The 23633-nt window shown below is 71.0% G+C and carries 22 protein-coding genes; 18 read left to right on the top strand and 4 right to left on the bottom strand.

Features of this window, described 5'->3' with window-relative positions; translation table 11 throughout:
- A partial coding sequence (locus VGF64_08670) for a Crp/Fnr family transcriptional regulator (GenBank protein HEY1634817.1) occupies nt 1-554 on the bottom strand: 554 nt, incomplete at its 3' end.
- Between the two features lie 169 nt (nt 555-723).
- On the opposite strand from VGF64_08670, the gene VGF64_08665 reads away from it, so the two are divergent.
- Nucleotides 724-1491: a hypothetical protein gene (locus tag VGF64_08665; protein HEY1634816.1), complete on the top strand. Its 768-nt coding sequence runs from the start codon at nt 724-726 to the stop codon at nt 1489-1491.
- Here the strand turns inward: VGF64_08665 and VGF64_08660 are convergent.
- On the bottom strand, nt 1481-1969 hold the full coding sequence (locus VGF64_08660; GenBank protein ID HEY1634815.1) for a cupin domain-containing protein: 489 nt from the start codon (nt 1967-1969) through the stop codon (nt 1481-1483). The two genes, VGF64_08665 and VGF64_08660, sit on opposite strands and share 11 nt — an antisense overlap.
- Nucleotides 1970-2153: 184 nt before the next feature.
- Between VGF64_08660 and VGF64_08655 the strand changes: the two genes are divergently transcribed.
- The 5 genes from VGF64_08655 to VGF64_08635 all read left to right on the top strand — a co-directional run bounded on the left by VGF64_08655 (nt 2154) and on the right by VGF64_08635 (nt 7052).
- The gene (locus tag VGF64_08655) at nt 2154-2852 is read left to right on the top strand and encodes a hypothetical protein (protein ID HEY1634814.1); all 699 of its coding nucleotides are present in this window, start codon (nt 2154-2156) and stop codon (nt 2850-2852) included.
- A 50-nt stretch (nt 2853-2902) separates the two neighbouring features.
- Nucleotides 2903-4015, top strand: coding sequence for a CoA transferase (locus tag VGF64_08650; protein HEY1634813.1), 1113 nt, complete (start codon nt 2903-2905; stop codon nt 4013-4015).
- A 103-nt stretch (nt 4016-4118) separates the two neighbouring features.
- Entirely contained in the window at nt 4119-4463 is a 345-nt protein-coding gene (locus VGF64_08645; GenBank protein ID HEY1634812.1) for an STAS domain-containing protein, read from the top strand.
- Nucleotides 4464-4863: 400 nt separating this feature from the next.
- Nucleotides 4864-6192 carry a GAF domain-containing SpoIIE family protein phosphatase gene (locus VGF64_08640; protein ID HEY1634811.1) on the top strand — a complete coding sequence of 443 codons (1329 nt, stop codon included), beginning with the start codon at nt 4864-4866 and terminating at the stop codon, nt 6190-6192.
- Nucleotides 6193-6206: 14 nt separating this feature from the next.
- Nucleotides 6207-7052, top strand: a complete 846-nt coding sequence (locus VGF64_08635; protein ID HEY1634810.1) for a hypothetical protein — start codon at nt 6207-6209, stop codon at nt 7050-7052.
- A 9-nt stretch (nt 7053-7061) separates the two neighbouring features.
- On the opposite strand, the gene VGF64_08630 is transcribed toward VGF64_08635, so the two are convergent.
- Together VGF64_08630 and VGF64_08625 are read right to left on the bottom strand one after the other, a co-directional pair.
- Entirely contained in the window at nt 7062-8096 is a 1035-nt protein-coding gene (locus tag VGF64_08630) for a restriction endonuclease (protein HEY1634809.1), read from the bottom strand.
- Nucleotides 8093-8677, bottom strand: a complete 585-nt coding sequence (locus VGF64_08625) for a hypothetical protein (GenBank protein HEY1634808.1) — start codon at nt 8675-8677, stop codon at nt 8093-8095. Before VGF64_08625 ends, VGF64_08630 begins: the two co-directional genes overlap by 4 nt.
- A gap of 136 nt (nt 8678-8813) precedes the next feature.
- Between VGF64_08625 and VGF64_08620 the strand changes: the two genes are divergently transcribed.
- From VGF64_08620 to VGF64_08565, 12 genes are all read left to right on the top strand, one after another.
- Nucleotides 8814-9941 carry an NTP transferase domain-containing protein gene (locus VGF64_08620; GenBank protein ID HEY1634807.1) on the top strand — a complete coding sequence of 376 codons (1128 nt, stop codon included), beginning with the start codon at nt 8814-8816 and terminating at the stop codon, nt 9939-9941.
- 4 nt (nt 9942-9945) lie between these two features.
- The gene (locus VGF64_08615; protein ID HEY1634806.1) at nt 9946-10917 is read left to right on the top strand and encodes a ribose-phosphate diphosphokinase; all 972 of its coding nucleotides are present in this window, start codon (nt 9946-9948) and stop codon (nt 10915-10917) included.
- 94 nt (nt 10918-11011) lie between these two features.
- Nucleotides 11012-11734 carry a 50S ribosomal protein L25 gene (locus tag VGF64_08610; GenBank protein HEY1634805.1) on the top strand — a complete coding sequence of 241 codons (723 nt, stop codon included), beginning with the start codon at nt 11012-11014 and terminating at the stop codon, nt 11732-11734.
- A gap of 45 nt (nt 11735-11779) precedes the next feature.
- Nucleotides 11780-12349 (top strand): aminoacyl-tRNA hydrolase, encoded by a 570-nt coding sequence (pth, locus tag VGF64_08605; protein ID HEY1634804.1) that lies wholly within the window; start codon nt 11780-11782, stop codon nt 12347-12349.
- Between the two features lie 41 nt (nt 12350-12390).
- Complete coding sequence (gene mfd / locus VGF64_08600) at nt 12391-15918, top strand: transcription-repair coupling factor (protein ID HEY1634803.1); 3528 nt, start codon at nt 12391-12393, stop codon at nt 15916-15918.
- Between the two features lie 12 nt (nt 15919-15930).
- Complete coding sequence (locus VGF64_08595; GenBank protein ID HEY1634802.1) at nt 15931-16983, top strand: peptidylprolyl isomerase; 1053 nt, start codon at nt 15931-15933, stop codon at nt 16981-16983.
- Nucleotides 16980-18413 (top strand): nucleoside triphosphate pyrophosphohydrolase, encoded by a 1434-nt coding sequence (mazG, locus tag VGF64_08590; protein ID HEY1634801.1) that lies wholly within the window; start codon nt 16980-16982, stop codon nt 18411-18413. Before VGF64_08595 ends, mazG begins: the two co-directional genes overlap by 4 nt.
- A 65-nt stretch (nt 18414-18478) precedes the next feature.
- A complete protein-coding gene (gene eno, locus VGF64_08585; GenBank protein ID HEY1634800.1) occupies nt 18479-19801 on the top strand; it encodes a phosphopyruvate hydratase in 1323 nt (440 codons plus the stop codon).
- Nucleotides 19798-20232 carry a septum formation initiator family protein gene (locus VGF64_08580; protein HEY1634799.1) on the top strand — a complete coding sequence of 145 codons (435 nt, stop codon included), beginning with the start codon at nt 19798-19800 and terminating at the stop codon, nt 20230-20232. Before eno ends, VGF64_08580 begins: the two co-directional genes overlap by 4 nt.
- 72 nt (nt 20233-20304) lie before the next feature.
- Complete coding sequence (locus tag VGF64_08575; protein HEY1634798.1) at nt 20305-22572, top strand: xanthine dehydrogenase family protein molybdopterin-binding subunit; 2268 nt, start codon at nt 20305-20307, stop codon at nt 22570-22572.
- Nucleotides 22569-23039, top strand: coding sequence for a (2Fe-2S)-binding protein (locus VGF64_08570; GenBank protein ID HEY1634797.1), 471 nt, complete (start codon nt 22569-22571; stop codon nt 23037-23039). The genes VGF64_08575 and VGF64_08570 overlap by 4 nt, the downstream gene beginning before the upstream one ends.
- 64 nt (nt 23040-23103) lie before the next feature.
- Nucleotides 23104-23633 (top strand): FAD binding domain-containing protein (locus VGF64_08565; GenBank protein ID HEY1634796.1); only part of this gene is annotated, 530 nt, incomplete at its 3' end.

The raw sequence follows: 23633 nt of genomic DNA, 5'->3' as shown, positions 1-23633 counted from the left end.
ACACCGAGCATCTGGGCCAGGAACTCCTGGGTCAGGGGGAACTCGTCCGAGCCGACCCGGTCATGGGTGAGCAGCATCCATCGGGCGCAGCGTTCCTCGATCGAGTGCAGGCCGTTGCAGGCCACCTGCTGTCCGATCTGGGTGACGAAGGCCTGCGTGTAGCGGTGGACCAGCCAAGTGAGCTCTCCTCCCGCAGCGACCTTGGAGGCGAAGGTCTCGGGGTCCATCACCAGGGCGTCGCCCGGCACCTGGCACTGCACGAACTCCTGGGGGTTGAGCGTGTTGATCTCCCAGGAGACGGACAGCCCGACCAGTCCTTCGTTGCCCACTGTGGCGATCTCGACGCCCGAGGTGTCCTGCACCAAGTTGAGCAATGACGCCACCGCGGTGAGCGGGAAATACACGCTGTCGATGCGCTTGCCCTGCTCCATGAGCAGCTCTTTCAATTCCAGGCGCACCGGCTCGAGATGAGGGGCCAGCTCAGCCTTGCCGGCCGCTGGTAGGGAATCGAGAAGTCGGTTACCTTCGGGGAAGTCAGTTCGCTTTGACGGCATCTCCTACCTCGACTGGGTGCTCTCAGGGCGGAGTCGCGAGGACGCAGCATCAGGCGGCCCGGGCAGGCCCTCCCGCCCCAGCGGTGACAGATCTGCATTCACCTTCGGCACTACGATCCTTCGCCCCCATGCAAAGTCCATTTCCAACGACCCACACATATTACCGTCGATGACCGGCCATGTCGCGCCGTCGGAGGTTGTCGAGCGCTTGCGGACTGCGGGGTGCGTCGCAGCCGAGGAGGAGGCGCACGATCTCCTGGCGACCGCCCCCGACCTGCCGGCGCTCGAGGCCTGGCTGAGGCGGCGGGAGCGTGGCGAACCGCTGGCATGGATCAGGGGCGGCCTCGAGTTCGGTGGCCGGTGGGTCCACGTCACGCCGGGTGTCTATGTGCCTCGAATCCAGAGCGAGGAGCTGGCCAGACGCGCCAGCCGGTTGCTGTCGGACCACGGCCGAGCCGCCGATTTGTGCACCGGCGCCGGCGCGATCGCAGCTCACACCCGAGTCGAGGTGCCGACCGCGTTGGTCATCGGCATCGACGTCGACCCAACGGCCGTCACCTGCGCCACGAGCAACAGCGTCTGCGCCATCGTCGGGGACCTCGATCGGCCCCTCCGGTCCGACCACTCGCTGGATCTGGTCACGTCCGTGCCGCCATACGTCCCGACTGGCGAGCTGCGATTCCTGCCCGCCGACGTCCAGCGCTACGAGCCAGGAGCTGCGCTGGATGGCGGCTCCGACGGCCTTGATGTCGCCCGGCGGGTCGTCTCGGCAGCCGGCCGCCTGTTGCGTCCCGGCGGTTGGCTCCTCATCGAGATCGGTGGCCAGCAGGACGTAGCCCTTGCTCCAGACCTGGCCCGGTCGGGGTTCGGCGACGTCGAGTCCTGGCGGGACGAGGACGGCGAGCTGAGAGGCCTCGCCGGCAGGCTCACCCCCTAACCTCCTGCCAGGCCGCGCTCTCCAGAAAGTGGTTGTCGTAGAGGTCCTGTGACGCCATCAGGTCCTCCACCGTGGCTTCCCCCTTGGCGAGCCGCTCGAGCAGCCGGAAGTAGCCGAACCGTTCGATGCCGGGCGTGAGCACGATCAACAGCTCGGCGGCATGGCCGGGCGCGGCCGCAAAGGCGTGGGCCATGTTGGGTGGGACCACGGCCACGTCTCCCTCGTTGGCCGTCACCACCTGGTCGCCGGTGAGGATCTGCACCGTCCCGCCGAGGACGTAGAACAGCTCGGCCGACCTGGTGTGGGTGTGCGGCAATGCTCCGTTGGCGCCCTCCGCGAGCCTCGGTCGCATCACACTCAACGCTCCACCCGTGGCGTCGCTGTCGGCGAGCAGCCGGACAGTCACCGGGGCCATCCCGAGGACCTCCGCGTCGGCCTCCCGCACAACGACGGCGTCACCAAAGCTCGGCACGGTCATGTGCACGCCCCCTCCCACGCTCTCTGAAGCCGAGCGTAATTCGACGTCGCGTAGGTAGGTCCTTGCATACCTCGGCGAGCATGGTGGGGGCGGTGCCCCGGCCCAGCCCGCCAATGGTGCACAAAAGGGTCAACGGCCGCAGACGGCGAACTGTGAGCAGGTGATTTCGGGCCTCAGGCCACGGATGGCCGTCCTGGCAGTCAGCGCAGTGGCCACCGTGAGCCCGGTCGCGATGATCTGCGGCGCTGCCGCCGCCGCCCACAACGTGGGCGTGGCCCGGCTCAGGGCGGCGCAGGCCGCGGCCATCGGGCCTCTCGCCGGGCCGGACACGGCCCTGGCCAGCTCGGGCCAGGGCGCCGCCCCGCGTAGCACCGGGCCACACACCCCCGACGAGGGCGGAGCGGCGCCCGGCCGGGTCACCACGACGGGGACGGCACCGTCGCCGGCCCCGACCACTGTTCCCCCGACAACTTCGCCCGCCCCCGCTCCGACGACGACCACCTCGCCCGCCCAGATGGTGATCAACACGTCCCACGACTTCGCCGTCGCCCTGCTGGAGACGCTCGGCGATACGGTCACGTCGCAGAACACCTTGGCCATCGTGTCGTGGGCCCAGGCCGAAGGCGGCGCCTGGAACAGCCCGGCGAAGTACAACCCGCTCAACACCACCCGCCGGATGTCGGGCTCGTACTCGATCAACGGCGTTGGGGTCCAGTCCTACACGAGCTGGCCCGAGGGCCTGGCGGCCACGGCCCAGACGCTGCAGGCCGGCGCCTACGGAGGGATCCTGAGCGCCCTCAAGGCCGGGAGCAGCGGGCTGGCGGTGGAGCGGGCGGTGGCATCTTCCGTCTGGGGAACGGGCAGCTTCCCACTGCTGTCCTGACCGCGGCGTAGTCTCGGCCGGATCTTCCAGATCTTCGAGGACCGAAGCGCGTGACGAGCAGCCCAGCGAGCCAACCAGGGCCCGGGCGCGGGGGCCCGCTCCTCGACGGGATCCGCGTCCTCGATCTCAGCATCTGGCGACCTGGCCCCTACGCCACCCAGCTGCTCGTCGAGCTGGGGGCCGAAGTCGTGAAGGTGGAGCCGCCGGGCGGGGACCCGATGCGCGTCTTCCCGACGCTCTTCGCCGTGCTCAACGCCGGCAAGCGGGCGGTGGCGGTCGACCTCAAGGACGCGTATTCACGCGACGCGGTGCTCGAGCGGGCGGCCTCGGCGGACGTCGTCGTCGAGGGATTTCGTCCCGGCGTGGTCGACCGCCTCGGAGTCGGCGACTCGGCGGTGCGGGCGAGGAACCCGTCGGTGGTCTACTGCTCGGTGTCGGGCTACGGGCAGGACGGCCCGCTGCGTCTCCTTCCCGGCCATGACCTGAACTATCAGGCCTGGGCCGGGGTGGTCGAGCCCCGGTCCGGCGGCGACGATGGTCCCGTCGTCGGTCGCCCGCCGATCGCCGACCTGGCCGGCGGCTCCTACGCCGCCCTCGCCATCAGCGCCGCGTTGGTGCGGCGCGAACGCCGAGGGGAGGGTGAGCGCATCGACGTGTCGATGACCGACATCCTCGCCACGTGGACCGGGGCCCTCCCGCCCCTCGTCATGTCCGACGGTCAGTCCCTCGGCGACCTGCCCGGCTACGGGACCTTCGCCACGGCCGACGGTGGCTGGATCGCCCTCGGTGTCCTCAGTGAGGACGGCGCGTGGAGCAACCTCGTCCGCGCCCTCGGTCTCGACGACGCGGCATCACTGGGGTTCGCAGAGCGCGTGACGCTCGGCAAGCAGCTGAACGAGCGCATCGTGAAGGCCATCGCCAGCAGTCGGCGCGACGAGGTCGTCGCCGCCCTCGTCGAGGCGGGCGTGCCTGTGGCCCCCGTGCTCTCGCAGAAGGAGATGCTCGGCGCCGAGCTGTTCCGGCAGCGGGGCACCGTCGCGGATGGTCGCGGGGGCGAGCCCGTAATGGGCCATCCCGTCCGGTACGAGCGGCATTCGGCGCAAGCTCCTCGGGACGTCCCGCCGCTGGCGTCGGGGGTCGACAAGTTCCCGTCGTGGCGCTGAGCAAGCAGCGCCGACGCTCTGCCATCACCGCTAGAGCCGGGTCCGGCGCCCCTTGTCAGGACACCGTCGCCGTGGTACGCAACTAGCCACGAGGGAGGGACCCATGCACGGTGCGCCCGAGTTCGGCGTGGTTGTCTCAGAAGATGATGGCACGTCGATGGTGAGCGTCAGGGGAGAGCTCGACATCTTCACGGCGCCTCGCCTGAGCGACGTCCTCGCCGGGCTCGTCGCTGCCGGCGGAGATGTGGTGGTCGGTCTGGGAGACACCGCGTTCATGGAGTCGACCGGCATCGCCGTGCTGGCGCAGACGCATTTCGCCCTCGAGGAGCGCGGCGGGCACCTCACCCTCGACTCGCCGCGCGACAACGTGTTCAAGGTCCTGGAGCTGAGCGGGCTGACGGGGATCATCACCATCACCCATCCGCCCTCGGCGCCCTCGCCCAACTAGCGCAGACCCTCCCAAACGGCGCGCACACCCCGAGGCCGAGGATAAAGGACGGCTCGGAGACCCCGGGCCCTCGCCTGTCATCCGGGGTCCCCGGCCGTTCTCTATGACCACGAGGGGGGAGCCGCCGCGGTCGCTTCTCACGGTAGACGGGTCGGCTCGCGATGAGAAGGGGACGAGGGGTCACCTATCTGAGTGAAATCGCGGCCCATGGTTCACCACACCCGTCCGGCGTCGCGTTGGGTGGCCAAGCCGATCCCTCGGCTTGGCGCACCCAACCCCCAGTGCCCACTCGCCAGCTAGCAAGAACATACCCTTCGCGTGCGAGGGTTAACCGGCCCATAGCGGTACAGGGTCCTCCCGCGAGCAGGACAATGTCCGCCGATCTCGAAGATGTTAAGAGGTGGCCGATACTGGCCGTCTCGAGGGCGGCGGCGATCGAATCGAGGAGATGGTGGGGGGCGAAACGGACAACGATGCCCTGCTGGCCCGGCTGACCCTGCTGGCCGACGCCAGCTCGGTGCTGACCGAGACGCTGGATCCCGACACCGCGCTGTACCGCCTGGCCCGCCTGGTGGTACCGGTGCTGGGGGACTGGTGCGGAGTCCACGTCATGGACGAAGCGGGTGGCGTGCGCACCGCCGCCGCCGCCGCCCATCGCGATCCGGTCGGGACGGCGTGGGTGGACAGCGATCTCGACCTCGACGCCTCTCCCGGGCTGGCGAGCACGTCGCCCGTGGCCGCGGTGCTCAAGGGTGGGGAGCCGCGCCTGTTCCGGGCCGTCACCGACGAGCTCCTGGCGACCAGCGCGGCCAGCTCCGAGCAGCTCGAGATCTTCCGGGCCATGGATATGAAATCGGCCGTCGTGGTTCCGCTGCGCGGGAGGGCGCGGGTGCTGGGTGCCCTGACGGTGGTGTCGGCCGAGTCGGGCCGGCGCCTCGACGACGCCGGTCTGGCGGTGGCCATCGATCTCGGGCGAAAGGCCGGCCTGGCCCTGGAGAACGCCCAGCTCTACCAGCGGGCCCGCAACGTGGCGAAGGCCTTCGAGCAGGTCCTCGTCCCGGAACGGCTGGCGCAGGTTCCCGGACTCGACGTGGCCGCCCGCTACCTACCCGCCACCGGAACCGACGTCGGCGGCGACTGGTACGACGTGATCCCCTTCTCCGACGGTCGCGTGGGTCTGGTCATCGGCGACGTGATCGGCCACGATCTGCGGGCGTCGAGCATCATGGCCTCGCTGCGCACCGCGGTCAGGGCCTACGCCTGGATGGGAAGCCGGCCCGCGGAGGTGGTCAACTACGTGGACGAGCTGGCGCGCGGTCTCGAGGCCGACCATATGGCGACCCTCATCTACAGCATCTACGAGCCGACGACGCGCCGGCTCTGCTGGAGCAACGCCGGACATCTGCCGCCGCTGATCCTCGGGCCAGGGCCGACCGCGACCTATCTGGAGGAGCCGAGCTCGGTGCTCGTCGGAGCCATGGGTGGGCTCTCGTACTCGGAAGGCGAGATCGAGCTCGGTCCCGACTCGACGGTCCTCTTCTACACCGACGGTCTCATTCAGGAGCGCGGCGGCCTGGTGAGCGAGGGTCTCGATCGCCTGGGCCAGCTGGCGGCCGCCCAATCACACGCCGATCCGCGTCAGCTCATCAACATGGTGCTGGCCTACATCCTTGGCGAGGACCAGCGGGCCGACGACATCGCCCTCCTCTGCGTGCGGGTGAAGCACTGAGCAGCGGCGGTGGGGTGAGCCGCCGGCTGTGGGGGCTGTTCGAGCCGTACCACTCGGTCCTGTACTTCGCGCCGGAGGCGCGGGCCCGCTATGACGAGGCGGGCCTGCGAGGCTTCTGGATGGGCTACTTCGCGGGCCGCAGCGCGCCCATGGGCGCGGTCGGTCCCGGGATCGTCGTGGCGACCTTCTACAACTTCAAGGCCGACATGGTCCGCCGCGCCATCCCTGATGCTTGGTCCTTCGCCAGCCCCGGCGCCGTCCTGGATGCCCGCCTAGGCGCCGTGGATCACGCCCTGCGCCGCCTGATTCCCGACGAAATTGGCAGCCCCGCCTTGTCCGAGGCCGCCGACCTGGCACAGGCCGCGGCGATGGAGGCTGACGTCCCAGGGCGCCCCCTCTACGCGGCCAACGCCGAGCTGGCCTGGCCCGACGAGCCGCACATGGTGTTGTGGCAGGCGACCACCTGCCTGCGAGAGCACCGCGGCGACGGGCACGTGGCTGCCCTGATGGCCGCCGGAGTGGACGGGTGCCAGGCGCACCTCACCCTGGCCGGGACCGGGCGGGTCTCCCGTGATGTGCTGCAGCCCAACCGAGGATGGACGGACGACGACTGGAAGACCGCCGCCGATCAGCTGATCGCCCGCGGCTGGCTCGACGGGCAGCACCAACTGACCGACGAAGGCCGCGGCACCCGCGCTGCGATCGAGGACCGCACCGACCGGCTGGCCGAAACGCCCTGGAGCCGGCTCGGCGAGCGCCGAGCCGAACGCCTGGCCGAGCTCCTGCGACCCATCGCCCGCGGCGTCGTCAGCGCCGGCGGCGTGCCCGTACCGAACCCCATCGGGGTCCCCGAGCCCTGAGAGGCTCGATCAGTCCGGCGCGTCCTCGAGCAGCGAGCTGCGCACGTGACTGAGGTGTGAGGTGAGAAGGGCCGACATGGGCGCCGACACGGACCCCGAGACGCCGTCGACGGCGACGACGCGGTCATGGGCGCCCGCGTGGAGCCAACCGACGTAGGTGGGCATGTAGACCAGGGAACAGCCGTCCACCGTGACGCGCCGGCACGGCACGGGGACGCCGAGGGCCTCCAGCACGGTGGCGTGGCGGAGCTTGGCTGCATCCTGCTGCACCTCGGCCCACCGCTCGAACGCGCGGCGGATCTCGCTCGCCACCTTGGTGTCCCGCACGCCGGGCTTGATGGCCCCTCCGGAGAGGTCGATGTCGACGACATCGCCGTCCGCGTCCGACGCCGGGCCCAGAAAGGTGCCCGACACGGCCTCGTAGGTGTTGGTGACGGTGGTTGTGACGAACCGCTCCTTGCCCCAGCGGACCTCCAGCGAGGTGATGCTCAGGTCGACGACGTAGGTGGGGACCCACACCGGCTTGAACCACACGAGCTGCTCCACCGTGCGGATGCCGAACCGACCTTTTCCCTGCAGGCGCGCCCGCGTCAGCGCGCGTTCCTCGGGTGCGGCGAAGGGGACGCCGCGCGCCAACCGGGCCGGCGTTCCCACGTCGAGCTGGCGCGCCGCCGCGTCCCCGAGCAGCCGGTGCAGCTCAGCCGGCCCCCACAGGTCGATCCCGAGCTCTACCGCGGCCTGCTCGGCACCGGAGCGCCAGCCGTGGAGCGCCACGATGATGCCCTTGTTGAGCCCCAGGTCGGTGAGCACGTAGCTCAGCTTCGACACCGCGTCCTTCTCGATGGGTGCCTGCCACGCCTTGCACTCGACGGCAAGGCGGAACGTCGTCAGCGGGTCGGACTTCTCGGCCAGCACGTCGACCTCGTGCCTGCCGCCCGACCGCCCATCCAGATACGCATTGCGGCGGACCAGGTACCCGTGCGCGGCGAAGTGGTCGCCGATGCGTTCCTCGAGCAGGTTCGCACGCTCGGCGGAAGCGGTCACGGTCGTTCTTCGACGCCAGCGTCGGCCCGAAGCCAGCGACGGTAGCGCTCGGCGTCGCTCCACGCCCCGGTGCGCGCGTCGAACTCCGCCGCCTCGGCGGCCATCCAGTCGGTCCGACCGGCCCTCGCCGCCGTGGCCGACACGTCCAGGTGGACGTCGTCCAGCTCGAGCACCTCGTAGCCGGTGAGGTCATGGGCGCTGCGGGGCGCCACGACGATCCGACGAATGCGGGCCACCGCCTCGTCGCGCGCCGCCTCCGAACCTCCGTACCACACGGGGTCGACGAGTTGGGCCCACTTGTCACCGCCGACGATGAGCACGTCGTAACCCTCGGCCACATCGGCCAGCAGGCGGGCGTCGGTCACCCGGACACCGAGCCACGGCCGGTGCGCCGCGATCGTCTCCAGCACGGCGAGCCGGTCCTCCAACCGGGCAAGGTCGTGAGGCTCCTTGCCGAGCGGCGACCGGGATACCACGAGGTCGACCCGCTCGAGCCCGCAATGCAGCCGCGCCGCCTCGGCGATGGCCAGGTGGGCGACGGTCGGGGGATTGAACGAGCCGGGGTACGCGCCGAGTGCCACTGCTGGTCCAGGCTACGCAGGGGCGATGACAGTGCCGGCGACCGCACGTCCCCCTCCCCGCGAGACGCCGGGCGTAGCCTGCAGGAGTGGGCGCAGGTGACCGATACGGTCTTGAGGGGCGCGTGGAGGTGAGCCGATGAGATCGTCGAAGGGGTCCCGGCCCTTGTCGGCCCTGGTGCTGGCGGCGGGTGAGGGCACGCGGATGCGGTCCGCCCAACCCAAGCCCCTCCACCTCCTGTGCGGTCGACCCATGGTGCTCCGCGTCCTCGACGCCCTGGCCGAGCTCCCGATCCGGCGGGTGGTCGTGGTCGTGGGCCACGGCGCCGAGGGAGTGACCAAGGCGGTACAGGAGGGCGCACCTCCCGCGTTCAGCCTGGAGTTCGTGGAACAGCATGTGCAGCGGGGCACGGGCGATGCCGCGGCGGTGGGTCTGACGGGCTTTCCGGACAACCCGGACGACGAGCAGGAGGACGGAGACGTGGTCGTCCTCCCGGGTGACGCACCGTTGCTCCGGCCCCCGACCCTCGCCGCCCTCGTCCGGACCCACCGGGCCAGTGACGCCGCGGCCAGCCTGCTGGTGGCCCGCCTGGAGGACCCCACGGGTTACGGACGTCTGGTGAGGGACAAGGACGGCCGGATCGCGCGCGTGGTGGAGGAAGGCGACGCCACCGAGGAGGAGCGGGCGGTCGACGAGGTCAACACGTCGGTCTACTGCTTCCGCCGCAGCGTGCTTGCCCCCGCCCTGCGCCGTCTGAGCCCTGAGAACGCCAACGGCGAGTACTACCTGACCGACACGGTCGCAGTGCTGCACGACGCCGGCTACCAGATCTCCTCGCTCGTCGTGGCCGACCCCATGGAAGCCGCCGGGGTGAACGACCGGGCCCAGCTGGCCGTGGCCGAGGCCGAGCTGCGTGACCGTACGAACGAGCGTTGGATGCGCCGGGGCGTCACCATGCACGATCCCGAGCGCACCTACATCGACGCCTCGGTCGAGCTCGCCGCGGACGTCACGCTGTTCCCGGGCACCATCCTGCAAGGGTCGACGGCCGTCGCCACCGGCGCATCCGTCGGCCCCGACACGCGCCTGGTGGATTGTCGTGTCGGCGAGGGTTCCGTCGTGGAGCACAGCGTGGCCCGACAGGCCGACGTCGGAGCCGACGCACGCGTGGGGCCCTACGCTGTGCTGGAGCCCGGCTGTCGGCTGGCGCCGGGCACACTCACCGGGCCATTCTTCCGGGGCGGGGAAGACGAAGACGGGGGCTGATCTGATGGAGTTGGTACCGAGGAAGCGACTGCAGCTCTACGCCGGTCGGTCGCACCTGGCGCTGGCCGAGGAGATCGCAGCGCATCTAGGGATGGACCTGGGCGAGGCGAACCTGCTGGAGTTCGCCGACGGCGAGATCCACTGTCGCTTCGGCGAGTCGGTGCGAGGGACCGACGTCTTCATCATCCAGACCCACAGCGGCCCGGTCAACGACTCGATCGTCGAACAGCTGATCATGATCGACGCCGCCAAGCGGGCGTCGGCGAAGCGCATCACCGCGGTGTGCCCCTACTACGGCTACTCCCGCCAGGACCGCAAGGCGTCGGGCCGGGAGCCGATCACGGCGAAGCTGGTCGCTGACATGCTGCGGGTCGCCGGTGTCGACCGGGTGGTGAGCGTCGACCTGCACTCCGGCCAGATCCAGGGGTTCTTCGATGGGCCGGTCGACCATCTCACGGCGATGCCGGTGCTAGCCGACTACCTCCGACGGGAGGGTACGGCCGGCATGGTGATCGTGGCGCCGGATGCCGGCCGGGTGAAGGTGGCGGAGCGGTTCGCCCAGCGCCTCGACGGCGACCTGGCCATGGTGCGCAAACGGCGAGCCAAGGAGACAGCCAACGAGGTCGAGGCGATGGACGTGGTGGGTCCGGTGGCCGGTCGCCGCTGCGTGCTCATCGACGACATCATCGACACCGCGGGCACGGTGTGCGCCGCCGCCGAGCTGCTCGTCGACCGCGGCGCGGCCGAGGTATGGGCCATGGCGACCCACGGCGTGCTGTCGGACCCCGCCCTCGACCGGCTCAAGGCGTCACCGCTGGCCCGGGTGATCGTGACCAACACCCTTCCCCTGGCCGAGGATCGCCGGATCGACAAGATCGAGGTCCTCTCGGTGGCCAAGATCATCGCCGACGCCATCGACGCCGTGTTCGAGGACACCTCGGTGTCGGAGATCTTCGGGGGCGAGAACCAGACGTAGCCGGGCCTGGACGGAGCTGGTGCTGCGGCGACCGTCCATGGCCTAGACTCACCGCTGCCCGGTGCACCTTTTTCCCGGGCAGGAGCGCGTTCGCATGGCCGAGATCCCCATTGCCGCCGAAGCCGGCCGACCCGTCGGCTCGGCAGAGTCCCGCCGTCTCAGGTCGGCCGGCATGGTCCCTGCCGTCGTCTACGGACACGGCGTCGACCCGCTGCCGGTCGCCGTCGATGCCAAGGACCTGAGGACCGCGTTGACCACCGACGCGGGGCTCAATGCCCTGCTGGCGCTCGAGGTGGACGGCTCGACCCACCTGACCATGGCCAAGGTGGTGCAGCGTCACCCCGTGCGGGGCACGGTGGCCCACGTCGACTTCCAGATCGTGCGCCGGGACGAGGTCGTGACGGCCGAGGTGCCCATCGTGCTGGTGGGCGAGGCCACCCTGGTTCATCGCGACGACGGCCACGTGGACCACCAGCTGTTCAACATCGCCGTCCACGCCGTCCCCGGCCGCATTCCCAACGTGGTCGAGGTCGACATCAGCGGGCTGACGATCGGCCAGACGATCCGGGTGGCCGAGCTCGGGCTCCCGACCGGGGTGACGACCGAGGTGGATCCCGAGGCTCCCGTGGTGGTGGGTCAGGCGCCGCAGGTGAGCGAGGCCGACCTGGTGCCCGAGGGCGAGGAGGGGGTCGCCGAGGAGGGTGCCGAGCCGGTCGAGGGCGAGGGCGCAGCCGCGGCCGACACCGCTGCCGGGGAAGCTGCAGGCTCGGGCGGTGAAGGAGGCAGGGCCGAGGGCGAGCAGGGCGGCGAGGGCTAGGCCCTGCTCCGTCCCCGGACCGGTACGCCCGCCGACCTCCTGGCGGTGGGGCTCGGCAATCCCGGCTCCGAGTTCGGCCACACCCGCCACAACCTCGGCGCCGATGTCGTATCCCTCCTGGCCGAGCGCCACGGCGGCCGCCTGCGGCTGACCCGCGGCTCGCAGTCGCTCACCGCCGAGGTCCGGGTCGACGACCGGCGGCTGGCGCTGGCCTTCCCGCAGACCTACGTCAACGAGTCGGGAGTGGCGGTGGCGGGTCTCGTTCGCCGGTACGGCGTCCACGACCTAGGACGGCTGGTGGTCGTCCACGACGAGCTCGACCTGCCGGTCGGCCGGATCAGGGTCAAGCTGGGCGGGGGCACGGCGGGGCACAACGGGCTCAGGTCGATCCAGTCCCACCTCCACGACGCCGGCTTCGCCCGGGTGCGCATCGGGATCGGGAAGCCGGCCGGGCGCCGCGAAGGAGTCGATCACGTCCTCGGCCCGCCCCGGCGGGCGGAGCGGGCCGAGCTGGACGTGGCCGTGCAGGAAGCGGCCGACGCCGTCGAGATGATCCTCGGTGAGGGCACCGAGGCGGCGATGCGCCGCTTCAACGGTCGCCGCGAGGAGGCCTGAGCTCAGCCGGCCGTCGACGGCGTCGCCGGTAGCCTGACCCGGTGAGCCTGCGCTCGCTGCCTGGATTGCTCCGCCATGAGGACGCGCTCGTCGACGTGCTCGGCGCGCCCGGTGCCGTGGTGGCCGTTCCGGAGCCGGCGCGGGCGTTCGCGCTGGCCGGCCTGGCGCAGCTGAGCGAGCGCCACCCGGTGCTGGTGGCCGTGCCCACCGGCACCGTCGCCGAGCGACTCGCCTTCGACCTTCGGGCCTACGCCGATCCCGACGCGGTCGAGACCTTCCCGGCGTGGGAGACGCTGCCCTTCGAGCGGGTCAGCCCCAGCGTGGAGACGATGGGCCGGCGGCTCCGGGCCATGTGGCGGTTGCGCCACGCCGGCGACGGCACGGCTGCGGGCGCCCGCCTGATCGTGGCCCCCGTGCGGGCGCTCATCCAGCGGCTGGGTGCCCGGGTCGAGGACGCCGAGCCGATCGTGGTCGCCGCCGGCGACGTCCTCGACGCCGACGACCTGGTCGAGCGCCTGTCCCACGCCGGCTACCGCCGGGAGTACCAGGTCGAGCACCGCGGCGAGGTGGCCGTCAGAGGCGGCATCGTGGACGTGTTCCCCTCGACCGCCGACGACCCGGTGCGCATCGACCTGTGGGGGGACGAGGTCGACCGTCTCACTGCATTCGACGTGAACGACCAGCGGTCGATGGCGGATCTCGAGCGGGTGGAGATCTTCGCCTGTCGCGAGCTCCTCCCCACCGCCGCGGTTCGCGACCGGGCCCGCCTTCTCGTCGGCCAGCAGCCCTGGGGGAGAGACCAGTGGGAACGCCTGGCCGAGGGCCTCGTGTTCGACGGCATGGAGTCATGGCTGCCCTGGCTGGCGGGCGAGGAGCATCTCCTCGGCGACCTCATCGGGCCTTCGGGCCAGGTCGTGCTGGTGGATCCCCGGCGGATGCGCGACCGGGCGACCGAGCTGATAGAGGAGGAGGTGGCCCTGGCGGCCACGTTGGCCCAGACTTGGGGGGCGACCGACAGCGCTGAGCCCCCAGGCGACGGCGCCGCTGGAGCGTTCCCCCGGCTGCATCTTCCCTTCGAGCGACTGCTGGCCCACACCGCGGCGCCGGTCCTGTCGGTCACCTCGGCGCCCGAGGCACCGGCGACGCCGAGGATCGCCGCCACCGGCTGGGACCCCGTGGTGGCCGACGCCTCCCGCCTGGCCAAGCAGCTCGGTGGGCTCGTCCGTGACGGGTACTCGGTCACGGTCTGCGCGGAGGGCGAGGGAAGCGCACGGCGTGTGGCATCGATCCTCGGCGAGGAGGGCTTGGCCGCGCCCATGCTGGACGGGAGTCCGTCAGACCTCGCCGCTCCCGGGGTGCGGATCGTCGTCCAGCCCCTCGACGGCGGGTTCGTCCTGCCCTCGGCCAAGGTGGCGGTGCTGGCCGAGGCCGACGTCACCGGCAGACGCCGCGCCCACCGGCAGGCCCGCCCTCGGGCCCGGCCCCAGGAAGGCTTCTTCGACGACCTCGCGCCCGGCGCCTACGTGGTCCACCACCAGCACGGCGTGGCCCGCTACGCGGGGATGGTGCGCCGCGCCATCGGCGGTGGTGAGCGCGACTACCTCCTCCTCGAGTACCGCGGTGGCGACAAGCTCTACGTGCCGTCGGATCAGATCGACGCCATCACGCCCTACACCGGTGGGGAGACGCCGACCCTGCACCGCCTCGGCGGCTCCGAGTGGCAGCGCACCAAGGCCCGGGTGCGGGCCTCGGTCCGCGAGATCGCCGAGGAGCTCGTCGCCTTGTACCGGGCGAGGATCACCGCGCCCGGTCACGACTTCGGCCCCGACTCGCCCTGGCAGCAGGAGCTGGAGGAGGCGTTCCCGTACGCCGAGACCCCGGACCAGGCCCGAGCCATCGTCGACGTGAAGGCCGACATGGAGGAGCCGGTTCCGATGGACCGGCTGGTTTGTGGGGACGTGGGCTTCGGCAAGACCGAGGTCGCCATCCGCGCCGTCTTCAAGGCCGTGCAGGAGGGCAGGCAGGCCGCCGTCCTGGTGCCGACGACGCTGCTGGCCCAGCAGCACTTCCAGACCTTCTCCGACCGCCTTGCTCCCTACCCGGTGCGGGTCGAGGTCCTGTCGCGCTTCCTCACCACGGCCCAGGCCCGCCAGGTGGTCGACGGGCTGGCCGACGGATCGGTCGATCTCGTCATCGGCACCCACCGGCTCCTCAGCGCAGACATCAAGTTCAAGAACCTCGGCCTGCTGGTGGTCGACGAAGAGCAGCGATTCGGCGTGTCGCACAAAGAGGCCATCAAGGCTCTCAGCACGGGCATCGACGTGCTGACGCTCACGGCCACGCCCATCCCCCGCACCCTGGAGATGAGCCTCACCGGCATTCGCGATCTCAGTCTCATCAACACCCCCCCGGTGGAGCGGTTGCCGATCCTCACCTACGTGGGCGAGCTCGACGAGCGGGCCGTGAGCGAGGCCATCCGGCGTGAGCTGCTGCGCGAGGGTCAGGTCTTCTTCGTGCACAACCTCGTGCACGACATCGAGGCCACCGCCACCCGGTTGCGCCGCCTCGTACCGGAGGCGCGCATCGCCGTCGCCCACGGCCAGATGGACGAGGGCAGTCTGGAGAAGGTGGTGCTGGACTTCTGGGAGGGTCGCTACGACGTCCTGGTGTGCACGACGATCATCGAATCCGGCATCGACATGCCGACCGTCAATACGCTCGTCGTCGACCGGGCTGACCGCCTCGGACTCGGTCAGCTCCACCAGCTCCGCGGCCGAGTCGGCCGGGCCGGGCAGCGGGCCTACGCCTACCTCTTCTTTCCTCCCGAGCGGACCCTCACCGAGGAGGCCTACGAGCGCCTGCGCACCATCGGCGAGCACACCGAGCTGGGATCGGGCTTCAAGATCGCCATGCGGGACCTGGAGATCCGCGGCGCGGGCAACCTCCTCGGGTCGGACCAGTCGGGCCACATCGCCGCCGTCGGCTACGACCTCTACGTGCAGATGGTCAGCGAGGCGGTGTCCGACCTGAAGGGCGAGGTCCGGCGCGAGCCCGCCCAGATCAAGCTCGATCTGGCCGTGGACGCCCACCTCACGAGCGACTACGTCGCCCGTGAGGACCTGCGCCTCGAGGCCTACCGCCGGCTCGCAGCGGTCACCACGCCCACCGAAGTGGAGGACATACGCACAGAGTGGCTCGACCGCTACGGGCCGCTGCCGCCACCGGCCGAGGCCCTGCTGGCCGTGGGCCGGCTGCGGGCCGAATGCGTCCGGTCGGGTGTGCGCGAGATCACGGTGACGCCGGCGCGCCGGGGCGGCCTCAGCGGAGGGCAGGCGGTTGCCCGCCTCTCCCCGGTCTCGCTCAAGGCCAGCACCCAGGTGGGTCTCCGGCGCCGCCACCCCGGGTCGGTCTACAAGGAGGACCTGGAGCAGGTAGTGGTGCCGCTTCCCAACGGGGTCGACGTGCCGGGAGCGCTGGTCGAGCTGCTGGGCGAGCTCGTTCCGCACGGCAGCGAGGGCGGCGCCGGTGACGGGCCGCCCGCTGATCAACAGGTGGCGGGTAGCCGATAGCATCCCGAGACCGTGCGCAAGGTCTTCGTCCTCGCAGTCGGCGTGCTCGCCCTCGCCGGCGCCGGTTGCAACGCCACCGCCCCTTATGCGGCCAAGGTGAACGGCGCCACCATCAGCCAGGGGGACATCAACGCCGAGCTGGTGGCGATACGGAGCGACCCCGCCTACCTCAGCCAGATCCAGAGCCAGAGCCAGGTCACCGGCGCGGGCCAGGACAGCTTCGACAGCACGTTCGTGGCCCAGGTCCTCAATCGCCAGATCGTCTTCCAGCTCGTCCACCAGGAGGCCGTGCGCCGCGGGATCACGATCAGCGCCCAGGACCTCAGCCTGGCCCGGGCCGACACGGCGAGCGCCCTGGGCGGGACCAGCATCCTCGGTGGCCTGCCGGCGTCCTACCAGAACAGCCTGATCCGACACTCGGCCGAGGTGACAGCCCTCGAGGCGCGGCTGGCCCACGTCGACATCAGCCCGGCGGCCATGGCCCAGTACTACGCCACGCACCAGCAGGGCTTCGTCCAGCAGTGCGTCAGCGAGATCCTGGTCTCGACCCAGGCCGATGCGGCTGCCCTGCGGGCCCAGATCGTGGCCGGGGCGCCGTTCGCCCAAGTCGCCCAGACCCAGTCGCAGGATCAGGCCAGCGCGGCCAGCGGTGGGCAGCTGGGGTGCGGACCCACCGGACGCTTCGTGACCGGGTTCGAGCAGGCCGTCGACGCCCTACCCACCGGGCAGCTGAGCCAGCCCGTCCAGACCCAGTTCGGCTGGCACCTCATCGAGGTGACGAGCCGCCAGCCCCTGTCCCTGACTCAGGCGCAGCCTCAGATCCGGGCGGCGCTCCTGGCCAACGCCCAGACGGCGCTGACCAACACCCTGCAGCGCGACGAATCCCGTGCCAGCGTGAGCATCAATCCTCGCTACGGCACCTATGAGATCCGCGGCAACCAGACCGGGATCGTGCCGCCGTCGTCGCCGCCGTCGTCGACGCTCAACTTCGTCCCCGCCAACGGCAGCACCTCGGTGGGCGGGGCGGGCACTCCGCCGTCCGCCACCGGCTCGACCTCGCGGTGACGCCTCGGGTGGTGGTGGTCGGGCTGGGCCCGGCCGGGCCCGAGCTCATCACCGCGGCGACCCGCACGGCCATCGAGCGGGCCCGCCATTGTTATCTCCGAACGGCGCGCCACCCGGCTGCGGTCGCGGTGCACGACTTCCGCTCGTTCGATGATCTGTACGACCTGACCGCTTCGTTCGAGGACGTGTACGCCGGCATCGTGGAGGAGCTGGTCGAGGCGGCGACCGCACACGGCGAGGTCGTCTACGCCGTGCCGGGGTCGCCCCTGGTGTCGGAGCGGACGGTTGAGCTCCTGCGGGACGACCCGCGGGTCGAGCTGGAGGTGCTTCCAGCTCTCTCCTTTCTCGACCTGGCGTGGGACCGCCTCGGCATCGACCCCCTGGACTCGGGCGTCCGCCTGGTCGACGGGCCGTCGTTCGCTGTCCAGGCCGCTGGCGAGCGCGGCCCGCTGCTGGTCGGCCAGTGCTGGAGCCGCCAGGTTCTCTCGGAGATCAAGCTGGGCGTCGATCACCCACCCGACGAAGCGGTCACCGTACTGCAGCGCCTCGGGCTGGCGGACGAGGCTGTCCTCGATGTCGAATGGGCCGACCTCGACCGATCGGTCGAGGCCGACCACCTCACGACGCTGTTCGTGCCCCATCTGGCCGAGCCCGTGGCGGCCGACCTGGTCCGGCTCGAGGAGCTGGTGCGGACGCTGCGGCAGCGCTGTCCGTGGGACCGTCAGCAGACCCACGCCTCGCTCACCCGGCACCTCCTCGAGGAGACCTACGAGGTGCTGGAGGCGATCGAGGCCCTGGACTCGGGCCCGGCCGCGTACCAGCACCTCGAGGAGGAGCTCGGGGACCTGCTGTTCCAGGTCTATTTCCACAGCGTGCTGGCGGCCGAGGCGGGCCAGTTCGGCCTGGCCGACGTGGCCCGGGGGGTGCACGACAAGCTGGTCCACCGTCACCCACACGTGTTCGGGACGGTCGAAGCGGAGACGCCCGACGTTGTGATGGCCAACTGGGAGCAGATCAAGAAGCAGGAGAAGGGTCGCCAGAGCGTGATGGACGGGATCCCCCGGGCCCTCCCTTCCCTGCTCCACGCCCACAAGGTGCAGCGCAAGGCGGCCACCCTCGGCTTCGACTGGACCCCGGGCGACGCCGTCCGCCGTGCGGCCCAGGACGACCTTTCCGCCCTGGCTGGGCCCGACAACGAGGAGCGATTGGCCGATCTGCTCTTCGCCGTGGTGGGGCTGGCCCGCCACCTCGGCCAGGACCCCGAGGCCGGCCTGCGAAGAGCCACGGTCCGATTCCGCGACACGGTGGTGGCCGCCGAGCGCCTGGCTGCCGAGCGGCGCATCGACCTCTCCCGCCTGGACGATGTCGGCCGCCGCGCCCTCTGGGACGAGGCGTCCAGATCCGGGGCCGATGGCCCGGATCGGGCCTGATCGTCCCCGATCTAGGTGCCACAAGAGGTAACTTCTTCAACAACAACCACAGGAGCCACACTGGTGTGAGCCGAATCCAGCATGTCGCGGGCAGAGAGGTCCTCGACTCGCGCGGTAACCCGACGGTCGAGGTCGAGGTCGAGCTGTCGTCGGGCGCCGCCGGGCGGGCCATCGTTCCCTCGGGGGCGTCGACGGGCACGTTCGAGGCGACCGAGCGGCGAGATGGCGGGAGCCGCTACGGCGGCAAAGGTGTGCTCGGGGCGGTGGCGAGTGTGAACGGCGAGATCGCCGCAGCCGTCGTCGGCCTCGACGGCGCCGACCAGCGTGGGCTCGACACCGCCCTCGTCGATCTCGACGGCACCGACTCGAAGGCGCGGCTCGGGGCCAACGCCGTGCTCGGGGTCTCGATGGCGACTGCTCGAGCGGCGGCGGCCGGCGTGGGCCTGCCTCTCTACCGGTATCTCGGCGGGGCCAACGCCCACGTGCTCCCGGTACCGATGATGAACGTCTTGAACGGCGGGGCCCATGCCGACAACGACGTCGACGTGCAGGAGTTCATGATCGTGCCCATCGGGGCGGTCTCGTTCTCCGAAGCCCTGCGCTGGGGAGCGGAGACGTATCACGCCCTCGGGCGGTACCTGCGGGCCGAGGGCTTGTCGACCGGCGTGGGTGACGAGGGTGGCTTTGCGCCCAACCTGCCGTCCAACGAGGATGCCGTCCGGGCCCTGGTTCGCGCCGTCGAAGCGGCCGGCCTGGTGCCGGGCGAGGACGTCGCCATCGCCGTCGACGCCGCCGCTACGGAGCTCTACAAGGATGGGCAGTACGACCTGGCCGGCGAGGGCCGCACGCTACGAGCCCAGGAGCTCGTGGCCTACTGGCAGGAGCTCTGCGACCGCTACCCGATCGTCTCGATCGAGGACGGCCTGGCAGAGGACGACTGGGACGGGTGGGCGGCGCTCACCACCACCCTCGGTCAACGGATCCAGCTGGTCGGTGACGACATCTTCGTGACCAACCTCGAACGACTGGCCCGAGGCGTGGACGCGGGCGTGGCGAACTCGATCCTGATCAAGCCCAATCAGATCGGCACGCTCACCGAGATGCTCGAGACCATGGAGCTGGCCGCTCGGAACGGCTACTCGAACGTCATGTCCCATCGCTCGGGCGAGACGGAGGACGCCACCATCGCCGACCTGGCCGTGGCCGCCAACTGCGGGCTCATCAAGGCCGGGGCGCCCGCCCGCTCGGACCGGGTCGCCAAGTACAACCAGCTGCTGCGCATCGAGGATCAGCTGGGCGAGGCGGCTTCCTACCGCGGGCGCGCGGCGCTGTCCGGCGCCGGCGGGTGGGGCGGTCGGCGGCCCGATGCTGCGTCGGGGGCGGGGTGACGCGCCGCACCGTCGTGCTGCTGGCTGCTGCCGGGGCGACACTGGCCGTGCTGGTCCTCGTCGTCTTTCCCACTCGCTCCTACCTGAAGGAGCGCGGCGACGTGAACAGCGCGTCCCACCAGCTCCAGGTCATCAACTCCCAGAACCGCCAGCTGACGGACCAGATCGGCCGGCTCAACACCGACGCCGAGATCGAACGCGTGGCCCGCAAGGACTACGGGCTGGTGAAACCGGGCGAGGAGGCCTACGCCATCCTCCCGGGCGCCCTGGCCAAGAGCGCGGTCGCGAACAAGCCAGCCACCCCCAGGCCCGCCGGGGGCACACCGCCCGCGGGCCCGCCGGTCGCCACCCCGAGAGGCCAGGCCACGGCGGCGCCCGCCCATCAAGGTCTGTGGGGCCGCTTCGTGGATCAGCTGGCGTTCTGGCGCTGACGGTGGTGTCGGGGGGTCGCGCGGCGGCCCACTAGCCTGAGCGCCGCCCGTCGCCGTCTCAGGAGGCCGCCCGTGAGCATCCTCGGCAACCGCGTCGTCCGTAAGGAGGACCCCAAGTTCCTCACTCGCGGGGGTACGTACGTGGACGACCTGAAGCTCGACGGGGCAGCCCGCGTGACCTACGTCCGCTCCACGTCCGCCCACGCCCGCATTCTCTCCATTGACGTGGACGAGGCCCGGAGCGCGCCAGGGATCCTGACCGTGGTCACGGCGGCCGATGTCGACCTCGAGCCCGCCCCCCTGGAGATGCCTCTGCTCAATCAGCAGATGGGGCAGCCGTGGTTGGCCCGTGACGTGGTCCGTTACGTGGGCGAGGCGGTGGTCGCCATCGTCTCCGAGACCCAGGCGCAGGGCGCGGACGCGGCGGAGCTGGTGCTCGTCGACTACGAGCCCCTTCCGGTGCTGGTCGACCCAGAGGAGGCGATCGACAGCTCCACCCTTCTCCACCCGGGGGCGGGGACCAACGTGTCGTTCGAGCTCCAGTTCGGTCGGGACGAGTCCCTCTTCGATGACTGCGAGGTTGTCGTCCGCCAGCGCATGAACAACCAGCGGGTCGCGCCGTGTCCGCTCGAGGTGCGGGCCGTGGCCGCCCGATGGGAGGACGACGGGCGCCTCACCCAATGGTCGTCGACCCAGGCGCCGCATTCGGTGCGGGACGCCCTGGCTCAGACCTACGGCCTGTTCGAGGACGAGGTCCACGTCATCAGCCCCGACGTCGGGGGCGGGTTCGGGGCGAAGATCGGCGGCTACCCCGACGAGCTCCTGGTCGCCTGGCTGGCCCGACGTGTCGGCCGGCCGCTCAAGTGGACCGAGACCCGTTCGGAGAGCATGGTCGCCCTGGGCCACGGTCGGGCCCAGCTCCAGGACATCGAGATCGGAGGGTCGAGGGACGGCACCATCACCGCCTACCGGCTGACGGCTCTCCAGGACTCTGGGGCGTACCCACGCTTCGGGGCGGTCCTGCCGTTCATGACCAGGACCATGGCCCCGGGCACCTACACCATCCCCAAGGTCGAGTTCAACAGCCGCTCGACTGTCACCAACACCACGCCCGTCGTCTCCTACCGCGGCGCCGGCCGGCCAGAGGCGACGGCGGCCATCGAGCGGGCCGTCGACCTGTTCGCCGCCGAGATCGGAATGGACCCGGCCGAGCTTCGCCGCCGCAATCTGGTGCCGGCGGGCGAGTTCCCGTTCACCACTCCGGTGGGGACCACCTACGACATCGGCGACTACTCCCGCGCCCTCGATCTGGCTCTGGACGCGTCCGGGTACGCCGAGCTGCGCAAGGAGCAAGCGCGGCGGCGGGACGCGGGCGAGGTCCGACAGCTGGGGATCGGCGTCTCGGTCTACGTGGAGATCACCAACGGCGTACCGGGCGGCGAGTACGCCGCGGTCGAGGTTCACGAGAACGGCACCGCCGTGGTGCGGACGGGCACCTCGCCGCACGGGCAGGGCCACGTCACGTCCTGGGCCATGCTCGCAAGTGACGCGCTGGGCATTCCGATCGATTCCATCGAGGTGGTGCACGGCGACACCGACGTCGTGCCGCGCGGCGTCGGGACCTTCGGCTCCCGGTCGCTGCAGGTCGGGGGAGTGGCAGCCCATCAGGCGGCGGGGCTGGTCGTCGACAAGGCCCGTCAGCTGGCGGCCAAGCTCCTCGAGGCCGACCCGGCCGACGTCGTGCTGGACAAGGTCGGCCAGCGCTTCCATGTCGCCGGCACGCCGGCGGTGGCCAAGTCGTGGGCCGAGCTCGCCCGGGAAGCGGGCTCGGGGCCCGACGGGCTCTCGGCCGAGACCGACTTCACTCCGCCGGGGGCGACGTTCCCGTTCGGGTCCCACGTCGCCGTGGTGGAAGTCGACACCGAGACGGGCAAGGTGACCCTCGAGCGGCTGGTGGCGGTCGACGACGCGGGCCGCATCCTCAACCCTCTCCTGGCCGAGGGCCAGATCCAGGGCGGGCTGGCGCAGGGCGCGGCCCAGGCCCTGCTGGAGCAGGTCGTCTACGACGAGGACGGCAATCCCGTCACCGCCAACCTGGCCGATTACACCTTCGTCTCGGCGGCCGAGGTCCCCAGCTTCGAAACGACGCCGATGGAGACGCCGACACCCGTCAACGAACTGGGGGCCAAGGGGATCGGCGAGTCGGGCACGATCGGCTCGACCCCGGCCGTGCAGAACGCCGTGGTTGACGCCCTCTCGCACTTCGGCGTGCGCCACGTCGACATGCCGACCACCCCCGAGCGGGTCTGGCAGGCGATCAACGGAGAGGAGAGGTCGTGAGAGTTCGGCTCAGCGTCAACGGAGCGAGCCAGGAGCACGAGGTCGAACCCCGGCTCCTGCTGGTGCAGTACCTCCGCGAGGTCGTGGGTCTCACCGGCACCAACGTCGGCTGCGATACCTCGTCCTGTGGCGCCTGCACCGTGCTCATGGACGGCGAGTCGGTCAAGTCGTGCACGGTGCTGGCGGTCCAGGCCGACGGGACGGAGGTGACGACCATCGAGGGCATGGCCCGTGACGGCGAGATGCACCCGGTCCAGGAGGCGTTCCGTGAGCACCACGCCCTCCAGTGCGGCTACTGCACTCCCGGGATGGTCATGGCCGCCGTCTCGCTGCTGCAGGAGCACCCCGATCCGACCGAGGCCGCGGTGCGGGAGGGCCTCGAAGGCAACCTGTGTCGCTGCACGGGCTACCACAACATCGTCAAGGCCGTACTGGCGGCGGGCAGCGCCAAGGAGGTACTCGTATGACGGTCACCGAGGTCGTTGTGACCGGCGTGGTGGGGACCCCCATGGCGCGCCGCGAGGGACGAGCATGATCCCGGTTGCCTTCGACTATCAGCGGGTGACGTCGGTCGACGAGGCGCTCGGCCTCCTCGCGACTCATGGCGACGAGGCCAAGCTGCTGGCGGGCGGTCATTCGCTGCTGCCTCTCATGAAGCTGCGTCTCGCCGTGCCCGCCTTGCTCGTCGACGTGGGGCGTCTGCGCGACCTCTCGTACGTGAGGGACGCCGGCGACCACGTCGCCATCGGCGCCCTCACCCGCCACCGCGACCTGGAGACGTCCGAGCTGCTGACGAACCAGGTGCCGATCCTCGCCCACGTGGCCGGCCTGGTGGGAGATCCCCAGGTTCGCCACCGGGGCACGATCGGCGGATCGCTCGCCCACGGTGATCCGGCTTCGGACCTGCCGGCGGTGGTCCTGGCCCTGGGGGGCACGCTGGTGGCTCGGGGTCCGGGGGGCGATCGGACGATCCCGGCCCAGTCGTTCTTCGAGGGCTTCCTGCAGACGGCGCTCGGCCCCGACGAGCTGCTCACCGAGATCCGGGTTCCCAAGGCCAGCGC

This window comes from Acidimicrobiales bacterium (assembly GCA_036491125.1).
Lineage (GTDB): Bacteria > Actinomycetota > Acidimicrobiia > Acidimicrobiales > AC-9 > AC-9.
The sequence above is the reverse complement of the archived record's forward strand: the minus strand, read 5'-3'. Positions and strand labels throughout refer to the sequence as shown.

Excerpts from the sequence above, each read along its gene's own strand:
- VGF64_08615 (HEY1634806.1), top strand. The coding sequence starts at position 9,946 with ATGGAGTTGGTACCGAGGAAGCGACTGCAGCTCTACGCCGGTCGGTCG.
- VGF64_08645 (HEY1634812.1), top strand. The coding sequence starts at position 4,119 with ATGCACGGTGCGCCCGAGTTCGGCGTGGTTGTCTCAGAAGATGATGGC.
- VGF64_08655 (HEY1634814.1), top strand. The coding sequence starts at position 2,154 with ATGGCCGTCCTGGCAGTCAGCGCAGTGGCCACCGTGAGCCCGGTCGCG.
- VGF64_08620 (HEY1634807.1), top strand. The coding sequence starts at position 8,814 with ATGAGATCGTCGAAGGGGTCCCGGCCCTTGTCGGCCCTGGTGCTGGCG.
- VGF64_08660 (HEY1634815.1), bottom strand. The coding sequence starts at position 1,969 with ATGACCGTGCCGAGCTTTGGTGACGCCGTCGTTGTGCGGGAGGCCGAC.
- VGF64_08610 (HEY1634805.1), top strand. The coding sequence starts at position 11,012 with ATGGCCGAGATCCCCATTGCCGCCGAAGCCGGCCGACCCGTCGGCTCG.
- VGF64_08665 (HEY1634816.1), top strand. The coding sequence starts at position 724 with ATGACCGGCCATGTCGCGCCGTCGGAGGTTGTCGAGCGCTTGCGGACT.